This is a genomic window from Ruminococcus intestinalis (genome assembly GCF_014288065.1).
GTDB classification, from domain to species: Bacteria; Bacillota; Clostridia; order Oscillospirales; family Acutalibacteraceae; genus Ruminococcoides; species Ruminococcoides intestinale_A.
Window position 1 is genome coordinate 56,883 of the sequence record NZ_JACOPS010000002.1, and the last position, 20,386, is coordinate 77,268.

The window sequence follows — 20,386 nt, forward strand, 5'->3', positions numbered from 1 at the left end:
AGCAATAAAAATTCTACACTTTTATTTTTCCATAAATTAACAAAATCAAAACGGCTTTATTTTGTAAAAAAGCGGAATAAAAGAGATTACAAGTCAAACAATATTAATGCAATATTTTGCAAATATTACAAATTCAGGGGAGTTTTGATATGAAGGCAACAGGTATTGTCAGAAGAATTGACGACCTCGGTCGTGTTGTTATACCAAAAGAAATTCGTCGCACCCTGCGTATTCGTGAGGGCGACCCGCTTGAGATATATACTGCTACCGACGGCGAAGTTATATTTAAAAAATATTCACCTGTAGGAGAATTATCGGCATTTGCCTCACAATATGCGGAAGTTCTCTCAAGAGTAAGCGGTTTACCCGTTATTATTTGCGACAAAGACCATGTTATTGCCGCATCGGGAGTATCTAAAAGAGAATTACTTGAACGACGGGTTTCACCTGTTCTTGAAAATTATATGGAAAGCCGTAAAAGTTATACTGCAACACAGGCAACGGTCGGTGATATTCAACCGGTTGAAGGTGTGGAACACAGAGCGGCAGTCATATACCCTATTATTGCCGCAGGCGATGTTACGGGTGCAGTTGTAATGCTGATGGGCGAAGATAATAAAGTTCCTACTGAAACAGAAGTTAAACTTGCTCATTCAGCGGCCGCTTTTTTAGGAAAACAAATGGAAGAATAAACTATAAGGGTTGCCACAGGCTTGTGTGACAACCCTTATTATATGAAAATATGGTTTATTGCACGAGTTAAGTGAAATAATAAAAAATTTAGGTCAAGTCTTTTAAAGACTTGCAGGTTTGAACAAAACCCATAATATCTTCCGATATTACAATTTATCGGGCACAAACAGTGTGGCTGTTCAGCTATCGTTAGATTGCATAAACGGAAAGTATTTGTGGGCTTTGCCCACACCCACAACCTTTGAAAATGTTGACCAAACTTTTATAATTGACTGACGAAGTATTCTGTTAAACCCTAATTACCCTTTTAAATAAACTTTTTACAATTAAAGACTGCCGCTCATTACAAGCGACAGTCTTTAAGAAAAAATATGAAATGTATAAGGGATTGGTTAATTTATCAGCCTGCAAGTGCTGCACCGAGTGCATTACAGTTTGCCGTGGCTTCGTCATCGGGAGCATCATTGCAGATAACACTTTCTGCTGCGAGAACTGCGCCTGCCGAATTACAGGTTTCCTCCCATGTTCTCATCCATTCGCCGTCACCCCAGCCGTATGAGCCGAAGAGGGCAATTTTCTTACCGTTGAGCTTTGGTTCACATTCATTAAAAACAGGCTCAAACTCGCTGTCCTCGAGTGTTTCGGCACCCATTGCCGGGCAACCGAATGCAATTGCGTCAAATTCGTCTACTTTATCTGCAGAAAAATCTGTTACATTAAATACAGAAACCTCTGCGCCTGCGCCTTTTGCGCCCTCTGCAACAGCGTCAGCCATTGCCTCTGTGTTGCCTGTTCCACTCCAGAACACTACTGCTATTTTACTCATAAATTAATTACTCCTTTGTAAATTTATACGGTAAGTCGTTTAAGCGACGAACCCTGCAAATATTTTTTGCAGTATATATTAGTACATTTTTTGTACTTTTCAAATGTCTTTTTAGCATTATCTTCATCGTGATATACTTTCCAACATCCGCAGCATTTAAAGTTTTTTCCTTTATTTTCAATAAAACTTATTACATCGTCAATCGGATAGCCTAAAAACAATCCTATCTCGTGAGGAAATCCGCCGCAAGAATAAACTCTTGCCGAAAGCTCGTTTATAAGCTCATCATTGGTAGTTCCTCTATACCCTATTAAATTTAAAAACTTTTTGTTTTTGCCGTTTTGCATATCTGCGTTTAATTTTTCCGGACGATAAACATAAATCAACGCTCTTTCGGACGAACAGTACAGTACACGGATTGACACACCTTTTGCGTTGAGAACAGAGTTAAGGGAGATAATATCTTTTTTCAGCCTATATACGCTGTCAATTCGGCAATTAACCAAATTTCCTGTTTTTATATTCGCCAATGTCGGTGAGCAGTGGCGGACTAAAATTTCTTCAGACATAATACTCCTTTTAGTTAGCTTTAACTAACTATTATTTCATAATTAACGCCCTTACAGGCGTTGATTTACATTTATTTCTGTAATTATAGAGGCACAATTACAATAATGGAAAGATTCTTGCTTTAAGTTAGTTGTCGCTAACCTTTCGCATAATTATAATACAACATCTTTCTCTATTTGTCAACACCTATTTTTAAATTTTTAAAATTTATTTTTTGCTCTTGCATTTTTTGTCGGTACAGTATATACTATATCCATAAATGCACAATATATGTATGGGAATGAGGTTCTCCCACGGATTTTTTCCGAAACCGCTTTTGCTGATGACTTCTGTTTTATACAGGGGCATTGGCTTTTTTTATGCCATTTTTATTACAAAATTTTGAGGTGAATTATGAAAAGAAAGTTTGTTGATTTCAAGGTATTGACGGCATCTCTTTGCTGTGCCGTTGTTATGGGCGTAATTTCTTTCGTGTTTTTAAAAATGCTCGGATTATCGTCCGTATTCAGGGAGTCTTTTCCTTATTGCATATGGTTTTTGCCACTTTCGGGTATGCTTACCGCTTTTGTATATAAGAAATACGGCGGTGAGTCCTCAAAAGGCAACAATCTTATAATTCAGAGTGCAAACGAGGGTGTAAAAGTACCTAAAAGGCTTGCAGTTCTTACATTCTTCTTTACACTGCTGACACACTTTTCGGGTGGCTCGGCAGGCAGAGAGGGCACTGCCGTTCAAATCGGCGGCGCTCTTACAAGCAATGTTGCCGACAAGTTCGGATTTAAAAAAGAGGACAGAAAAACTATCATTTTAAGCGGATTAAGTTCGGCATTCGGCTCCGTATTCGGCACTCCGCTTGCAGGTGCATTCTTCGGTATGGAAGTTTGCTGCATAGGTCAGCTTTCCGCAAGCGCTGTTATTCCATGCTTTTTATCATCTTATCTGGCAAATGCTGTTACGCTTTTGCTCGGCGCAACACACGAAGTACATACTATCGCAAGTGTTCCTAACTTTGATTTTAAACTTATATTGATATTTGTTTCCGCATCTGTATTTTTCGGACTTCTCGGAAAATTATTTGCTCTTGCGGTCAAATATTTAAAATTATTATACGCAAAAATTTTTAAAAATACCGTTCTCTCTGCATTGGCAGGCTCTGTTGTTGTCACATTGCTAATCATTTTATTAAATCTCAACAAATATGAAGGACTTAGCACTTGGCAGCAAACAACCGCATTCGAGGGCAATGCAAATTGGTACGATATGCCCGTAAAATTCATTTTGACAACGCTCACACTCGGAGCAGGATTTCAAGGCGGTGAAGTAACTCCGTTGTTTGACATAGGGGCGTCATTCGGCGGCTGGTATGCAAATTTATTCGGCATTGAACCGAGTTTTCTTGCGGCAATTGGCTTAATCTGCGTGTTCGGTTCTGCCGCAAACACACCGATTACCACAATTATGCTCGGTATTGAGCTTTTCGGCGCCGAAGCCGCGCCTTATTTTGTATTTGCAAGTCTGATAAGTTTTATAGCGTCGGGCAAGTCGGGAATTTACTCTTCACAGGAAAGAAAGCTAAGTAAAAGTCTGTTTTCAGCAAAGGCTGATTTTTCCGAATAAATATGATACAATATAAAAAGAAATAATCGGAGGTGCTGTATGAAAATTTTAGTTGTTTTTACAGGCGGAACTATAGGCAGCTGCTACAATGACGGTGTAATTTCTCCCGATTCAAGCACCCGTTACAAGTTAATCGAAATGTACAAACAAAACGGAGGTTATGCTGAATTCGATGCGATCTCTCCTTACACGGTACTTAGCGAAAACTTAAACGGCGAGTATTTTAATTCACTTTATAATTCCGTCAAAGAAAATATAAATAATTATGACGGCATCATTGTTACTCACGGTACAGATACACTGCAATACACTTCCGCTGTGCTTTCTTATATGTTCGGCTTGTGTAATACTCCTATTGTGCTTGTGTCTGCAAATTATCCGCTCGAGAGCGAAAAATCAAACGGACTCGAGAATTTTTCCGCTGCCGTGGATTTCATTAAATCAGGCAATAATAAAGGTGTATTTGTCGCATACAAAAATAACGGCGAGCATGCAAACATTCACCGTGCCTCTCGCCTGCAAAAACACCTTGCTTATTCGGATAAAATCGAAAGCGTTAATAATATTTACTACGGTGAAATCATTAACGGCAATTTTATTAAAAATATCAATTATACAGAAAAGCAAGATGAAATAAAATTTGAGAATATGCCTGTTTTCAAATCAACTTCCCCTGTACTTAAAATTACACCGTATGTTGGAATGGCTTATCCGCAGCTTAATAAAAATATTAAAGCCGTATTGACGGAAAGCTATCATTCGGGAACTGTTAATACCGCAAGCAAAGATTTGGAGAAATTCTGCAATACAGCCAAACAATTTAACATTCCTGTATTTTTAACAGGCAGTGAGGCAGGATTTTTTTACGAAAGCAAAGAACTTTATTCAAAATTAGGCATTCAGGTACTCCCTACTGTCACTCCGATTTCTGCTTATATTAAGCTATGGATATTATGCGAAAACAATGCAAAAGACATTTATAAAGCCTTTTCAAAATCCATCGGCGGAGATATATTATAAATCTATAAACATAAAACTACAGCACCGACAAAGTGATGTGACCTCCAAACCGTTAGATTCTTAGTCTGACTTTTTGGGGGCGGATCAAAAAAGCGGTGCTGTTTTGATGTGCGTTATGCCAAAAGGGCCGACACAATTTCTCGTGTCGACCCCCTCGGTTTATGTGAATTAAAAAGGATAGGTAATTTTAATAGGATTACTCAATATCCTGCATTGCATCGTAACCTGTTTCACCGGTTCTTACTTTTACAACATCTTCAACATCATAAATGAAGATCTTGCCGTCACCGATATGACCTGTATAGAGTGCCTTTACAGCGGCATCTACAACAGCCTTTACAGGAACTTTGCAAACTACGATTTCTACCTTCATCTTAGGAAGGAGATTACTTTCAATAGCAACACCACGGTAATACTCTGCCTTACCCTTTTGAGCGCCGCAACCGAGTACCTGTGATACTGTCATACCTGTAATACCGAGTTTATCCATTTCTTCCTTGAGTGCCTCAAGTTTTGACTGCTTAAGGAGAATATCAATCTTAGTAATCTTTGTACCGTCGGTAGCCATATCATACTTGCCTGCAAGCTGAACAGGAACTGCCTTAGTTACAGGAACATTGCCCTCAACATCAAATGTTTCGTCAAGTGAAGCTGTACCAACGCCGATTGGCATAAAGTCTGCATATGCGCTTACAAGACCGTGCTCGCAAATATCAAGACCCTTCATTTCTTCTTCCTTAGTTACACGAAGACCGATTGTCTTTTTGATGATTGTAAATACGATAATCATACAAACGATTGTCCAAGATGCTACGCAAAGGATACCGAGAGCCTGCTTACCGAGCTGTGCAAAACCGCCGCCGTAGAAAAGACCTGTGATACCGTCCTGACCGTTGCCTGTTGCAAAAAGACCTACTGCAAGGCCGCCCCACATACCGTTTACGCCATGTACTGAGAATGCACCAACCGGGTCATCTATCTTGAGTTTAATATCAACAAATTCTACTGCAACTACTACGAGGATACCTGAAACAATACCGATGATTGCAGAACCGATAGCATCAACATCTGCACAACCTGCTGTTACTGCAACAAGACCTGCAAGTGAAGCGTTAAGACACATTGAAACATCAGGCTTACCGTTCTTAATCCAAGTAAAGAGCATACATGTTACTGTAGCAACAGCCGGAGCGATTGTTGTTGTAAGAAGGATCTGACCGAGTCTTGAACCGTCTTCTGCAGCAGCACCGTTAAAGCCGTACCAAGCAAACCAAAGAATGAATACACCTAAAGCACCAAGTGTGATGCTGTGACCCGGGATAGCGTTTACCTTACCGTTTTTGCCATACTTACCGATACGAGGTCCGAGAATGATTGCGCCTACAAGAGCAGAGATACCGCCAACCATATGAATTACGATTGAACCTGCAAAGTCAATACAACCGAGCTGTGCAAGCCAACCCTGGCCGTTCCATACCCAGCCTGCCTCGATAGGATAAACAACCAATGAAATTACTGCACTGTAAACACAGTATGCAGAGAACTTTGTACGCTCTGCCATAGAACCGGAAACAATTGTTGCGGCTGTAGCACAGAATACAAGCTGGAATACAAATGAGTTCCAATCAAAGCTTGCCCAATCTGTAAACATTGTAAGATTAGGAACGCCGATGAAACCTGCAATATAGTTTTCCGACATCATAAGTCCAAAACCAAGTAAGCTGAAAACAACTGTACCGATACAGAAGTCCATCAGGTTTTTCATAATGATATTACCGGCGTTTTTCGCTCTTGTAAAACCGGTTTCTACCATCGCAAAACCACATTGCATAAAGAATACGAGCAAGGCGCCTATCATATACCATACGCCTGTACTGCCAAAAATCATATCTGCCATATAGATCTCCCCTTTTTTAAAATAACAAAAATGGCGTGTACCAAACAGTTTTTGTCTGTTCGTTACACGCCATTGTGTCACCAAATTGAAAATTTAAAAATCAGTCAATCGATCATACACCGTAAAGCATTTCGCCGTATGAAGGATATGGCCAGTAATCAGCGGCTGTTTCTGTTTCCATAGCGTCGCCGATTGCACGAAGTTCAGTCATTACCGAGAATACGCTCTCTCTGTAATACTTAGCATAAGCAAGAACATCGCCCTCATATTCGCTTGCGCCGATAACAGCGTTCTCAAGCTCTGCTGTCTTTTTGCTGAAGCAAACAAGTTTGTTTGAAAGACTTGTAATGAGGTCTTCCTCAACTGATGTTGGGATTGCGTCTGAAAGAGCTTTCTTAGCAAGCGCTGTATCTGTAAGCTCTCTTACATATGAAGTAACGGCAGGAATCATATCTTTTTTAGCCATATCAATCATTGTAAGTGCTTCGATATTGATAATCTTAGCATAGTTTTCAAGCTCAATCTCATATCTTGCATGAATTTCATCTACAGAATAAATCTTGTTCTTTGTAAAGAGGTCAATATTCTTCTGATCAATGTAATGCTCAACTGCATCAGGAAGTGATTTAAGGTTAAGAAGACCTCTCTTCTCTGCCTCTTCAACCCATTCAGGTGCATAGTTGTTGCCGTTGAAGATAATTGCCTGATGCTCTGTAAATGTCTTTTTAATAAGAGCCTTAACCGCTGCGTCAAGATCGGATGCGTCTTTCAACTCATCATAGAACTCTGAAAGTTCCTCGGCAACCATTGTGTTAAGCATTATGTTAGGACAAGCAATGTTGAGAGCCGAACCGAGTGCTCTGAACTCAAACTTGTTACCTGTGAAAGCAAACGGTGATGTTCTGTTACGGTCTGATGTGTCTTTCTTGAAGTCAGGAAGAACATCAACACCTGTTGACATCTTAATTTTGCCCTTACTTACATACTCTGTACCGTTGATGATTGAGTCAACCAATGCGCCGAGGTCATCACCGAGATACATTGAAATGATTGCAGGCGGTGCTTCGTTAGCGCCAAGACGATGGTCGTTACCTGCCGATGCAACAGAGATTCTTAAAAGATCCTGATACTCGTGTACAGCCTTTACGATAGCTGCAAGGAAGAGCTGGAACTGAATATTGTTTTCAGGTGTTTTACCCGGATCAAGGAGATTTTCACCTGTATTAGTAGAAATTGACCAGTTGTTGTGCTTACCTGAACCGTTTACACCTGCAAAAGGCTTTTCGTGGAGGAGGCAAACAAGACCGTGCTTTTCAGCAATCTTCTTCATAACTTCCATTGTAAGTTCGTTGTGGTCGGTTGCGATATTTGTAGTTGTAAAAATAGGAGCAAGCTCGTGCTGCGAAGGAGCAACCTCGTTGTGCTTTGTCTTAGCGAGGATACCTAGTTTCCAAAGCTCGTTGTCAAGGTCTGCCATGAAAGAGGCAACTCTTGTCTTGATTGCGCCGAAGTAATGGTCGTCAAGTTCCTGTCCTTTAGGAGCTTTTGCACCAAAGAGTGTTCTGCCTGTGTAGATAAGGTCTTTTCTCTGGTCATAAACATCTTTATCTATAAGGAAGTATTCCTGCTCAGGACCTACTGTTGTTGTAACTCTCGTAACATCTGTTTTGCCGAGAAGATTAAGAACTTTGCAAGCCTCTGTGCTGATTCTCTCCATTGAACGAAGAAGAGGTGTTTTCTTATCGAGAACCTCACCTGTGTATGAACAGAATGCTGTAGGAATGTAAAGTGTACCGTCCTTAGCAAAAGCATATGAAGTCGGGTCCCAAGTTGTATAACCTCTTGCCTCAAAAGTAGCACGAATACCGCCGCTTGGGAAAGAAGATGCATCAGGCTCGCCCTTTACAAGCTCTTTACCTGAAAACTCCATGATAACCTGACCGTCACCGTTCGGTGTGATAAAGCTGTCATGCTTTTCTGCTGTGATACCTGTCATTGGCTGGAACCAGTGTGTATAGTGTGTGCAGCCCTTTTCGATAGCCCAATCTTTCATTGCGCTTGCAACTACATTAGCTACGCTCTCGTCGAGAGGCTCACCATTCTGGATTGTTTTCTTAAGTGCCTTGTAAGTAGCCTTAGGAAGACGCTCAAGCATCATTTGATCGTTAAATACCATACTGCCAAATAATTCAGGAACTTTTGCCATTTTAATCTCTCCTATCCGTTTTTTAAAGAAATTATTTTTAGAAAACAAAAAGGCACTGTGAACCTTTCGGCTCACAGCGCCCTTGCTGTTTGTCATTGTCTGTAGTATAAACCCTTTTGCGTTATTTGTCAATAGCTTTTTTAAAATTTTTTCAAAAAATATTTCAGCTTTTGCAAGTTTAAGTAATTTTCCTGCACTTATTCTACTTTTAAACATTAGTTTATTGATTTTTTGTCGGGTTTCTTGCAAAATATGAAAGTTTGTTATAAAAAAGTTGCATTTTTCTATTGACAACTATAGTAACAGGCTATATAATAAAGTTATTGCAAATGTGCTGTTTTGCGACAGAATATTTCAAAGCATACATTTTACATATAATTAATATGTTTTAGCAAAAATATAAAATGTATTTAACAGCTCAATCCATTTATCGTACTCCATTTACTATACTATATTATATAGTATGCTGTGTAGAACAAATGTTGAAGAATTGAGCGGGAAAGGGTGAATTAAATTGGAACAAATCTCAAACAGACAAGACTTTAAGGGACTTTACTCTCCTCAGTTTGAGCATGACAACTGCGGTATAGGTGCGGTTGTAAACATTAACGGTATCAAGACTCACGATACGGTTGCAAATGCTCTTACTATAGTAGAAACCCTTGAGCACAGAGCAGGTAAAGACGCCGAAGGCAAAACAGGTGACGGCGTAGGTATTTTGCTCCAGATTTCACACAAGTTTTTCAAAAAAGTAGCCCAGAGAGATCTTGGAATCAAGCTTCTTGCGGAGAGAGATTATGCTGTAGGTATGTTCTTCTTCCCTCAAAACGAGCTTGCAAGAAATCAGGCTAAAAAAATGTTTGAAATTATTGCGGAAAAAGAGGGACTTGAGATTCTCGGTTGGAGAAATGTTCCGTCTAACCCTGATGTGCTTGGCAAAAGAGCAGTTGAATGTATGCCTCACATTATGCAGTGCTTTATCAAGCGTCCGAAAGGTGTTAAGAAAGGCTTGCCTTTTGACCGTAAACTTTATGTTGCAAGACGAGTATTTGAGCAGAGCAACGAAGATACATATGTAGTTTCTCTCTCAAGCAGAACTATTGTATATAAAGGTATGTTCCTTGTAGGCGAGTTAAGAAGATTCTTTACAGACTTGCAGGATCCTGATTATGAATCTGCAATCGCTATGGTTCACTCAAGATTCTCTACCAATACAAACCCAAGCTGGCAGAGAGCGCATCCAAACAGAATGATTGTTCACAACGGTGAAATCAATACAATCAGAGGCAACGCAGACAAAATGCTTGCCCGTGAAGAAACAATGAAGTCGGAGCACCTCAAAGGCGACCTCGACAAGGTTATCCCTGTTGTAAATACTGAGGGTTCGGACTCCGCAATGCTCGACAACACTCTTGAATTTTTGGTAATGAGCGGTATGGAGCTTCCTCTTGCCGTTATGATTACAATTCCTGAGCCTTGGGACAGAAACCACACAATTTCTCAGAAAAAGAAAGATTTTTACCAGTACTACGCTACAATGATGGAACCATGGGACGGCCCTGCTTCAATTCTTTTCTCTGACGGTGATATTATGGGTGCGGTTCTTGACAGAAACGGTCTTCGTCCGTCAAGATACTACATTACAGACGATAACAACCTTATTCTTTCATCAGAAGTCGGTGCACTTCCTATTGACCCCGCAAAGATTGTCACTAAGGAAAGACTTCGTCCCGGTAAAATGCTCCTTGTAGATACTGTACAGGGCAAACTTATCGACGATGACGAGCTTAAGGAATATTATGCGTCAAAACAGCCGTACGGCGAATGGCTTGACAGCAACCTTGTTCGTCTTAAAGACCTCAAGATTCCTAATGTAAAGGTTGAGGAACATTCTTATGACGAAAGACAGCGCCTCCAGAAAGCATTTGGCTATACATATGAAGAGGTTATGACATCTATCCTCCCTATGGCTAAAAATGCAAGCGAGCCGATTTCAGCAATGGGTACAGACAGTCCTCTTGCCGTACTTTCAAAAGAGCCGCAGCCGCTTTTCAATTACTTTAAGCAGCTTTTCGCACAGGTTACAAACCCACCTATTGACGCAATTCGTGAGGAAGTTGTAACATCAACAACAATTTATATCGGCGAGGACGGCAACATTCTTGAAGAAAAGCCGGAAAACTGTAAGGTAATTAAGATTCATAATCCAATTCTTACTTCTACGGATATTCTTAAAATCAAAAATATGCATATCAACGGCTTTAAGGTTGCCACCGTTCCGATTCTTTATTATAAAAACACAAGCCTTAAAAAGGCTATCAACAGACTTTTTATTGAAACAGACAAGGCTTTCAGCGAGGGTGCAAACATCATCATCCTCTCGGACCGTGGCGTTGACGAAAACCACCTTGCTATTCCGTCATTGCTTGCGGTTTCGGCAGTTCACCAGCACCTAGTTGTTACCAAGAAAAGAACATCATGCGCTATCATTCTTGAAAGTGGCGAGCCACGAGAGGTACATCATTTTGCTACACTTCTTGGCTACGGTGCAAGTGCTATTAACCCATACCTTGCGCAGGAAACTATCCACGAGCTTATCGCAGATGACCTTCTCGACAAGGATTACTATGCGGCTGTTGATGACTACAATGACGCTATTCTTCATGGCATAGTTAAGATTGCATCTAAAATGGGTATTTCAACAATCCAGTCATACCATGGCTCACAAATTTTCGAGGCAATCGGTATCGGCAAAGATGTTATTGACAATTACTTTACAGGCACAGTCAGCAGAATAGGCGGTATCACATTAAAGGATATTGAAAAGAATGTTGACAGACTTCATACTTCCGCATTTGACCCACTCGGACTTAACACAAACCCTGAACTCGAATCAAGAGGCAGCCATAAGTTCAGAAGCGGTAAGGAAGAACACCTCTATAACCCGCAGACAATTTATATGCTCCAGCAGTCAACAAGAACAGGCGACTATGAGCTTTATAAAAAGTATTCTCATATGATTTCAGAAGAAATGGACCCTGTAAATATCAGAGGATTGTTTGACTTTAATTATGCCGAAACTCCTGTTCCGATTGACGAGGTTGAAAGCGTTGATTCAATTGTTCGCAGATTTAAAACAGGCGCTATGTCATACGGTTCAATTTCACAGGAAGCACACGAGGCTCTTGCTGTTGCAATGAACAGATTACACGGCAAATCAAACTCGGGTGAGGGTGGCGAAAGCCTTGAAAGACTTCTCACAAAGGGCACAGCCGACAACCGTTGCTCTGCTATCAAGCAGGTTGCATCTGGCAGATTCGGTGTAACTTCAAAGTACCTCACATCTGCCGATGAAATTCAGATTAAAATGGCACAGGGTGCTAAGCCGGGCGAGGGCGGCCATCTTCCGGGCAAAAAGGTATATCCTTGGATTGCAAAGACAAGACACTCAACTCCGGGTGTATCACTTATCTCCCCTCCTCCTCATCATGATATTTATTCAATTGAAGACCTTGCACAGCTTATTTATGACCTTAAGAACGCAAACACAGACGCAAGAATTTCTGTAAAGCTCGTTTCTGAATGTGGTGTAGGTACAGTTGCAGCAGGTGTTGCAAAGGCAGGCGCAGGCGTTATCCTTATTTCGGGTTATGACGGCGGTACAGGTGCTGCTCCGAGAAGTTCAATTTACAATGCAGGTTTGCCATGGGAGCTTGGTCTTGCCGAGGCTCATCAGACTCTTATTATGAATGACCTCAGAAACAAGGTTGTTATCGAAACAGACGGTAAACTTATGAACGGCAGAGATGTTGCCATTGCGGCTATTCTCGGTGCTGAGGAATACGGCTTTGCTACCGCTCCGCTCATAACACTCGGCTGTGCTATGATGAGAGTATGTAACCTTGATACTTGCCCGTTTGGTGTTGCTACCCAGAACCCTGAACTCAGAAAGAGATTTATGGGTAAGCCTGAATATGTAATGAACTTTATGCGTTTTGTTGCGCAGGAGTTAAGAGAGTATATGTCAAAGCTCGGTGTTAAAACTATTGATGAGCTTGTCGGCAGAATTGACCTTATTAAGAGAAAAGACAATATTGAGGGACAGGCTGCCGAGGTTGACCTTTCAAATATTCTCAACACTGACTTTGTTTCAAATAAGATTGAATACAAGAAAAAGAATCTTTATGACTTTAAGCTTGATTCTACACTTGACGAAAAGGTACTCTTAAAGGAATTTAAGTCTAACCTTGCAAACGGTAAGAGCAAGACAATTACTGTTGATGTTAAGAATACAGACCGTTCATTCGGTACAATTCTCGGTTCTGAAATCACAAAAGCGTTTGACGATAAGCTTGAAGACGATACATTTAAGATTATATGTAACGGTTCTGGCGGACAGAGTTTTGGTGCTTTCATTCCAAAGGGACTTACACTTGAGCTTGTCGGCGACAGCAACGACTACTTTGGTAAAGGTTTGTCAGGCGGTAAACTTATTGTATATCCTCCAAAGGGTTCAACTTTCAAACCTGAAGACAATATTATCATCGGTAATGTTGCTTTCTACGGTGCTACAAGCGGTAAAGCATTTATCAACGGTGTTGCAGGTGAGCGTTTCTGTGTAAGAAACTCCGGTGCCGTAGCAGTTGTTGAGGGTTTAGGCGACCACGGCTGTGAATATATGACAGGCGGCAGAGTTGTAGTTATAGGTAAAACAGGTAAAAACTTCGCCGCAGGTATGTCGGGCGGTGTAGCTTATGTACTTGACGAGGACAGAGATCTTTATACAAAGCTTAACAAAGAAATGGTACTCTTCTCCGAAGTTAAAGAAAAGTACGATATTATAGAGCTTAAATCCCTCATTGAGGAACACACAGCCGCAACAGGCTCAACTAAGGGTAAAGAAATTCTTGATAACTTTGACGAGTATCTTCCAAAGTTCAAGAAAATCGTTCCTCACGATTACAAAGAAATGATGTCTGCGATTGCTTCTATGGAAGAAAAAGGTCTTAGCAGTGAACAGGCTCAAATTGAAGCATTCTATCAGATTATCAACAATAAGTAAGGAGGGCAACAATAATGGGAAAGCCAACAGGTTTTATGGATTATAATCGTGAAGATGCCGAGGCATTTTCAGTCAAAGAAAGAATACAAAACTATAATGAATTTCACACACCTTTAAGCAAAAAGGATCAGGAAAAGCAGGGCGCAAGATGTATGGAGTGCGGTGTTCCGTTCTGTCAGGCAGGTATGCAGATTGGCAATGCATTCTCCGGCTGTCCTCTTAACAATCTTATTCCTGAATGGAATGACCTTATTTTCAAAGGTTGTTGGGAACAGGCATATAACAGACTTAAAATTACAAATAACTTCCCGGAGTTTACCTCCCGTGTCTGCCCTGCCCTTTGCGAAAAGGCTTGCACTTGCGGCGCTAACGGTGATGCTGTTACCGTAAGAGCAAACGAGTACGGCATTATCGAAAATGCTTACGAACAGGGACTTGCAGAGGCAAATCCTCCAAAGGTAAGAACAGGTAAAAAAATTGCAATCATCGGCTCAGGTCCTTCGGGACTTGCCGCCGCTGACCAGCTCAATCAGAGGGGTCACTCTGTTACTGTATTCGAGCGTTCCGACCGTGTAGGCGGTTTGCTTATGTACGGTATTCCGAATATGAAACTTGAAAAAGAAGTTATCGACCGTAAAATTTCTATTATGAAAGAAGAGGGCGTTGAATTTAAAACAGGCGTCAATGTAGGCAAAGATGTAAAAGCTAAAAAATTGCTTGACGAATACGACAGAGTTATACTCTGCTGCGGCGCATCCAACCCAAGAGATATTAAGGTTAAAGGCAGAGAAGCTAAAGGCATTTACTTTGCTGTTGATTTTCTTAAATCAACTACTAAAGCATTGCTTGACAACGGCTTAAAGGACGGCACTTATATTTCCGCTAAAGGTAAAAATGTTATGGTTATCGGCGGCGGCGATACAGGTAATGACTGCGTAGGTACAAGTATTCGTCACGGCGCTAAATCAGTTCTCCAGCTTGAAATGATGCCAAAATTACCCGACAAGCGTACTGCCGACAACCCATGGCCGCAGTGGCCGAGAGTCTGCAAGACAGATTACGGCCAGGAAGAGGCTATTGAGGTATTCGGTCATGACCCAAGAGTTTATCAGACAACGGTAAAAGAATTTATCTCCGATGACAAGGGCAACCTTAAGGGTGCTGTTCTTGTTAAGTTAAAGCCTGAAAAGGACGAAAAGACAGGCAGACTTATGATGAAAGAAGTCGAGGGTTCTGAATACACTGTTGATGTTGAGCTTGTACTCATTGCGGCAGGTTTCTTAGGTTCGGAAAGTTATGTTACAAAAGCATTTGGCGTTGAAGTAAACGCAAGAACAAATGTGGCAACCGCAGAAGGCTCCCACGCAACAAATGTTAAAAATGTATTTACAGCCGGAGATATGCACAGAGGACAGTCACTTGTAGTATGGGCAATTCGTGAAGGCAGAGATGTTGCCAAAGAGGTTGATTTAAGCCTTATAGGTTACACAAATCTTTAAATTTAATAATAATTAAATCTTCCATTATCTAAAAAATGCACAACGGTTTTTATCGTTGTGCATTTGCTTTTGCAAAACATATAAGTTTATAAATGTAAATAAATTTAAAACCACTATATCTTTATATATTTTTATGTTATAATATGTTAAAATTAAATTAAATTAGAGGTAATATCATGAATAACAAAAAGTATTTAATACTAATACCGATTATAATCATTTTTTTATTCGTAATTTCAATTTTATTGCCCTCTGAAATTTGGAGTAAATTTGTTGATATTTTTAATATAATACTTGCAATTTCTGCAACAATCATAGCAATAGTTGAATATAGAGAAAGTGAAGAAGAAAACAGAAAAGAAAAATTTTCTTCTATATACTCAATTTTTTCTCAAAATCAATATCAATTAAGACAATATCTTAATGATATAGAATTTAGCATAAATAAAAACAATGAAAATCTATTATTTTATAAAAATGACTGGATGTGTTTAGATAAAAATCCTATTCCAATTAGCAAAATATCACTTATCGCAGATACCAAGCAAAACAATTCAGATTATTCAATTATTAAAAAAACTTTTAAAAAATACAATATTTTGCCTAATAATGATCTTTCTCTATCTGATAATCTACTAATATATCAAAATTCTCATATTTACAATCTACCTTGTTATGGTTTAAGCAATATTGATATTGATGACAATACTATCAAAATAACAATTAAAGAAGGTTTTTATTTTGATTTTATTAATTCTTGCTTTCCATATGGCCTTGAACTTGCATTAAGTTATAAAAATAAAAATAAATTAATAATAAGAAATAATAATTCTATATATGATTTTTCCAATAGATTTTCAACAATAGGAATTGTTACATTGTTAGTACTAAAAAATGTAAGGAAAGATGATAAAATATCAAATTATATTTTGATACATCAAAGAGGAAATGGTGTCGCAGAAAGTCAAGGCTTAATAAACGCAGTACCAGGAAGTACATTTCAACAAACAAGTGACTTTAGATATAAGGACTTGAATGAGCGATTAGGAAAAGAAGGTATCGCCTATAACATAACAAGAGAGATTTATGAAGAAATTTTTAATGTAAGAGAATTTTCGTATAAAACATCTTTGAATAAAATACAAAGCGAACCACTTCTACACGTTGTTGAAAATAATACATATTATATTGGTAGTGGTATTAATCCTATTAACGTATACTTTGAAATGCTTACTATTACAGTGTTAGATTTTATCAACCCTGATATTCAAACTCTTTTTGGCAGTAATAATTATTATGAAATTAAAAATAAGATAGAACCCAATTATGAGGGAAATATTTTTATTGAAGAATTAAACACTGATATTTTAACCTATTATAGGTATAATACACAATCAGCACCTACTCTTCAAACTATTTGCAGCATTATTTTAAATAATGATAGATGTCGTGCTTTATTTAATTAAAAAGTCCGAATATATAAATAACGCTCGCAATATTCGTTATTTTTCACAAAATGAGTATTACAATATTTTGTTATATTTCTTATAGTTTAAACTCAGAGTAAAATATTAATTTGTAAAAAATAATTTTTAAAACTTATAATTCTTTGAAAATGGCTAGGAATTTTTAATGTAAAGATAACAAATATAAAATATTTTAAATTAATAATTACTAACAGTTATATCTCTAATTTTTTATTTTTTATTTAAAAACTAACTTCACATACATAGCAAAAGCCGACCCCTTTCGAGGTCGGCTTGAATTATTTAACTATTAGCTTAGCTAATTGGAACTGCGATTGGTGCATTTGGGTTATTATCCGGATTCTCTGTATAGAATGTGAGGTATGTACCACCCATTACATTAGAGTCATCGATTACAATCCAAAGCTCGTTGTCAATAAAGCCCTTATAGTCAATTGTCTGATTTGTACCTGTGTCAGAAACAATTATATTGTAAGAACCTGCCTTTGTACAAGTGAAGTCTTTAACATACCAACCGTTTTCATCCATTTCTGTAAGTGTATCGCCCGGCCATTCACCTGATGTTGTGTAGTTGTCAGCATCAACACCGTTTGTATCTGAACCCCAGAGCCAAAGTGACGGATTCCAAGTAAGTGAACCATTGTGCTTAACATGGAGTTTAACATCCATACTTGACGCTACATAGTAGTAATCAACGCTCATATCTACACCATAAGGAATGTGACCGTTTACATTTTTAGGTGTTTTTGTTGTATCAACAGTATAACCGATTGTACGGTAGCTTGTTGTTGTGTATTCATCGCCTACTCTGCCCGAAATTACTGTTGAAGGAGTAATCTTTTCGACTGTGCCGTCCTCAGCTGTGTAGAAATGGTTTACTGTAACACTGCCCGATGATACCGGCTTACCGGTAGTATAAGTCTGAAGAGCTGTAACATCATTTACATCTTTCCTTGTATCGTAGTTTACATCTATCTTTGCATATGTGTCAGCATCTACACTTGCAGGATCTGTAATAATAGACTGCATTAATGTTACATCACGAACATCAATAGCACCGTCATTGTTAAAGTCTGCGTTCTTGAATGATTCAGGAACATAGTCATCATAGTAGTATGTTACAACTGCCGGTGTTTCTGAATAAGTGCCTGTTGCAGGACCTTCAACCTTGCTCAATATATATGTATTACTAATGCTTGAGTTTTCGGCTGTTGTATAACCTGTACCGATTGTACCCTGAATTACTTCAGGATCTACGAGGTTTTCGCCGGTCTTTTCGTAAACATAGTTTACAGTTACCTGACCCATACCATCATCAAGAGCGAGCTTATCAAAGCTTGCCTTGTCAACAGCAATTACTGTTGAAATTGCAGGCACTGTAAATGTTGAACCCGAAACCTCACCAAGGTTCTTTAAGCCGGCTGTCTTATCGTTAGCAATAATTACCCACTCTGTGCAGCTTTCATCCTTGAGCTTAACTTCTTCTGCTTTTTTAGCTGAGTTGTGGATAACAGCCATTGTCTGCCACTCGTCAGGCTGATCATTCTTAACAGTAAACGCTACCTGGTTAGAGAATGCACTGCCCATTGACTTGTTAAGTGTGTAAGCTGATGAATATGACTTATCCATTGCTGTGAATGGTGTAAAGTTCTTTCTGATTTCGTAAAGTCCCTTGTAGTAAGATACAAGATCCTGATACTCCAGAATGTTGTTCCAGTTAATCTTGTTGATTTCAGGTGAAGACTTGTAGCTGTTTGTATCGCCGTACTTTGTACGAGCCATTTCCTGACCTGCAAGCATAAATGAAATACCCTGTGAAGTATTTACAATAGCACCTGCCATTTTATTCATCTTAACGAGGTCTTCGTAACGGTTGCCGTAGTCACCTGAAGCTGTAGAAGCAACGAGCTGATCGTAAAGAGCAGCGTTGTCGTGGCAGTCAGCGTATGTAACTGACTGTGAAGGAGCTTTAGCTTTCCACTTGTAGTTACCGTTTGAGTTAGCGAACAAGCCGAAAGAAATACCCTTAGCAGCACCCTTTGAGCCCTGAACAAAACCTGTGTTTGCAATGCTCATAGCACCGCCCTTGATAGCGTCACGAACAGAGTCATTGAAGATACCGATTCTCTCGCTAAGTGAGCCTGCGTTTGACTGAATAGCCGGCACAAACTTTGTACCGTCACAAGTGTTTGTTGGGTGGTATGAGTCGCCGCCTGTCCATGCTTCGCCCCACATTGTAACCCTATTATCAACCTGATCAAGAGCATCTCTGATCTGATTCATTGTTTCAACATCCATAATACCCATAAGGTCATAACGGAAGCCGTCAATATGGTACTCATTTACCCAGTAGAGGCAAGACTGAATAACATAGTTTCTGTACATTGCACGCTCTGTTGCACACTCATTGCCGCAACCCGATCCGTTTGAGAATTTGCCTGCTCTGTTAAGTCTGTAGTAATAGTTAGGAACAGTCTTCTGGAAGCAAGAGTCTGTTGAATATGTATGGTTGTAAACAACATCCATTACAACGCTGATGCCTGCATCATGGAGTGCCTGAATCATTTCCTTACATTCCTTAATTCTTACATTACCGTCATATGGATTTGAAGAATAAGAGCCTTCAGGAACATTGTAGTTCTGTGGGTCATAGCCCCAGTTAAACTGCTCATCGTTGCCTGCCTCGTTTACTGAAGCATAGTCATAGAATGGATTGAGCTGTACTGTATTAACACCAAGTTCTTTTAGATAGTCAATACATGTAGAAATGTTGCCCTCACCGTTAAGTGTTGTGCCGTTTTCTGTAAATGCAAGGTACTTACCGCGGTTTTCTTCAGATACACCTGAAGAAGCGTCATATGAGAAGTCCTTTACATGGAGTTCCCAAACAGTGCTGTCTGTAACCTCATCCTGGAATACATGAGTGTCCTTGTCCCAACCGTCAGGGTCTGTAGAGTCGAGATCAACAATCATTGAACGGTTACCGTTTACACCGACTGCCTTTGAGTATACATCCTGTGTTTCACTTGTTGTTGTTTCGCCTGTTGTAGGATTAACTACTGTGATTGTGTAGGTGTAGTAGTAGTCTTTCCATTCGCCAGTAAGCTTAATCTTCCAAATGCCTGTAGTGTCTTCTTTCTCAAGCCGGTAAGAGGCTACCTTACTTGCTCCCTGTTCATCATCTGAACCTTTTGTAAAAATATTTACCTTAATGTCAGTTGCTGTAGGTGACCAAACTTTGAAAGTTGTGGCATCTTTAGTGTATGTAACGCCGAGGTCATCTCCATCATATCTGTAATTTGCGTCAAGTTCTTCGAGTGCTTTTGTAGCAGTTGTATCTACTGCTACAGAACCGCCTGATACTGTTTCCGCATCGGTTGTTGCAGCCATTGAAGTAACTGCTGTTGTTGTACCGAGCATACAAAATGCAAGGACAACAGATACAAATTTCTTTGTATTTTTCATAGTTTTATTTCCTCCTTTTATTTTTATAATCTATCCCTTGTGGG

General features: G+C 39.5%; 12 protein-coding genes and 1 riboswitch. Of the genes, 7 read left to right on the forward strand and 5 right to left on the reverse strand.

What is annotated here, in order from left to right:
• The first annotated feature begins 149 nt into the window (after positions 1 to 149).
• Positions 150 to 692, forward strand: coding sequence for a stage V sporulation T C-terminal domain-containing protein (locus H8R91_RS04520; RefSeq protein ID WP_186935064.1), 543 nt, complete (start codon positions 150 to 152; stop codon positions 690 to 692).
• Between the two features lie 118 nt (positions 693 to 810).
• Positions 811 to 969 (forward strand): hypothetical protein, encoded by a 159-nt coding sequence (locus tag H8R91_RS04525; protein ID WP_186935065.1) that lies wholly within the window; start codon positions 811 to 813, stop codon positions 967 to 969.
• 124 nt (positions 970 to 1,093) lie between these two features.
• Here H8R91_RS04525 and H8R91_RS04530 read toward each other — a convergent pair whose 3' ends face one another.
• Positions 1,094 to 1,519, reverse strand: a complete 426-nt coding sequence (locus tag H8R91_RS04530; protein WP_022233933.1) for a flavodoxin — start codon at positions 1,517 to 1,519, stop codon at positions 1,094 to 1,096.
• 23 nt (positions 1,520 to 1,542) lie between these two features.
• Positions 1,543 to 2,088 (reverse strand): DUF3793 family protein, encoded by a 546-nt coding sequence (locus H8R91_RS04535; protein WP_186935066.1) that lies wholly within the window; start codon positions 2,086 to 2,088, stop codon positions 1,543 to 1,545.
• A 268-nt stretch (positions 2,089 to 2,356) separates the two neighbouring features.
• A riboswitch (Fluoride riboswitch) is annotated at positions 2,357 to 2,428 on the forward strand.
• 54 nt (positions 2,429 to 2,482) lie between these two features.
• Between H8R91_RS04535 and H8R91_RS04540 the strand changes: the two genes are divergently transcribed.
• Together H8R91_RS04540 and H8R91_RS04545 are read left to right on the forward strand one after the other, a co-directional pair.
• Positions 2,483 to 3,706 carry a chloride channel protein gene (locus tag H8R91_RS04540; protein WP_186935067.1) on the forward strand — a complete coding sequence of 408 codons (1,224 nt, stop codon included), beginning with the start codon at positions 2,483 to 2,485 and terminating at the stop codon, positions 3,704 to 3,706.
• A gap of 39 nt (positions 3,707 to 3,745) precedes the next feature.
• Positions 3,746 to 4,726, forward strand: coding sequence for an asparaginase (locus tag H8R91_RS04545; RefSeq protein WP_186935068.1), 981 nt, complete (start codon positions 3,746 to 3,748; stop codon positions 4,724 to 4,726).
• A gap of 196 nt (positions 4,727 to 4,922) precedes the next feature.
• Here the strand turns inward: H8R91_RS04545 and H8R91_RS04550 are convergent, their stop codons facing one another.
• Entirely contained in the window at positions 4,923 to 6,623 is a 1,701-nt protein-coding gene (locus H8R91_RS04550; protein ID WP_186935069.1) for an ammonium transporter, read from the reverse strand.
• Between the two features lie 112 nt (positions 6,624 to 6,735).
• Positions 6,736 to 8,829 (reverse strand): glutamine synthetase III family protein, encoded by a 2,094-nt coding sequence (locus H8R91_RS04555; protein ID WP_186935070.1) that lies wholly within the window; start codon positions 8,827 to 8,829, stop codon positions 6,736 to 6,738.
• 514 nt (positions 8,830 to 9,343) lie between these two features.
• On the opposite strand from H8R91_RS04555, the gene gltB reads away from it, so the two are divergent.
• The 3 genes from gltB (at position 9,344) to H8R91_RS04570 (ending at position 16,856) form a co-directional block, all read left to right on the forward strand.
• Positions 9,344 to 13,891 (forward strand): glutamate synthase large subunit, encoded by a 4,548-nt coding sequence (gene gltB / locus H8R91_RS04560; protein WP_186935071.1) that lies wholly within the window; start codon positions 9,344 to 9,346, stop codon positions 13,889 to 13,891.
• Between the two features lie 14 nt (positions 13,892 to 13,905).
• The gene (locus tag H8R91_RS04565) at positions 13,906 to 15,390 is read left to right on the forward strand and encodes a glutamate synthase subunit beta (protein ID WP_186935072.1); all 1,485 of its coding nucleotides are present in this window, start codon (positions 13,906 to 13,908) and stop codon (positions 15,388 to 15,390) included.
• A 176-nt stretch (positions 15,391 to 15,566) separates the two neighbouring features.
• Positions 15,567 to 16,856 carry a hypothetical protein gene (locus H8R91_RS04570; RefSeq protein WP_186935073.1) on the forward strand — a complete coding sequence of 430 codons (1,290 nt, stop codon included), beginning with the start codon at positions 15,567 to 15,569 and terminating at the stop codon, positions 16,854 to 16,856.
• Positions 16,857 to 17,171: 315 nt separating this feature from the next.
• Here H8R91_RS04570 and pulA read toward each other — a convergent pair whose 3' ends face one another.
• Positions 17,172 to 20,342: a type I pullulanase gene (gene pulA, locus H8R91_RS04575; RefSeq protein ID WP_186935074.1), complete on the reverse strand. Its 3,171-nt coding sequence runs from the start codon at positions 20,340 to 20,342 to the stop codon at positions 17,172 to 17,174.
• Positions 20,343 to 20,386: the final 44 nt, after the last annotated feature.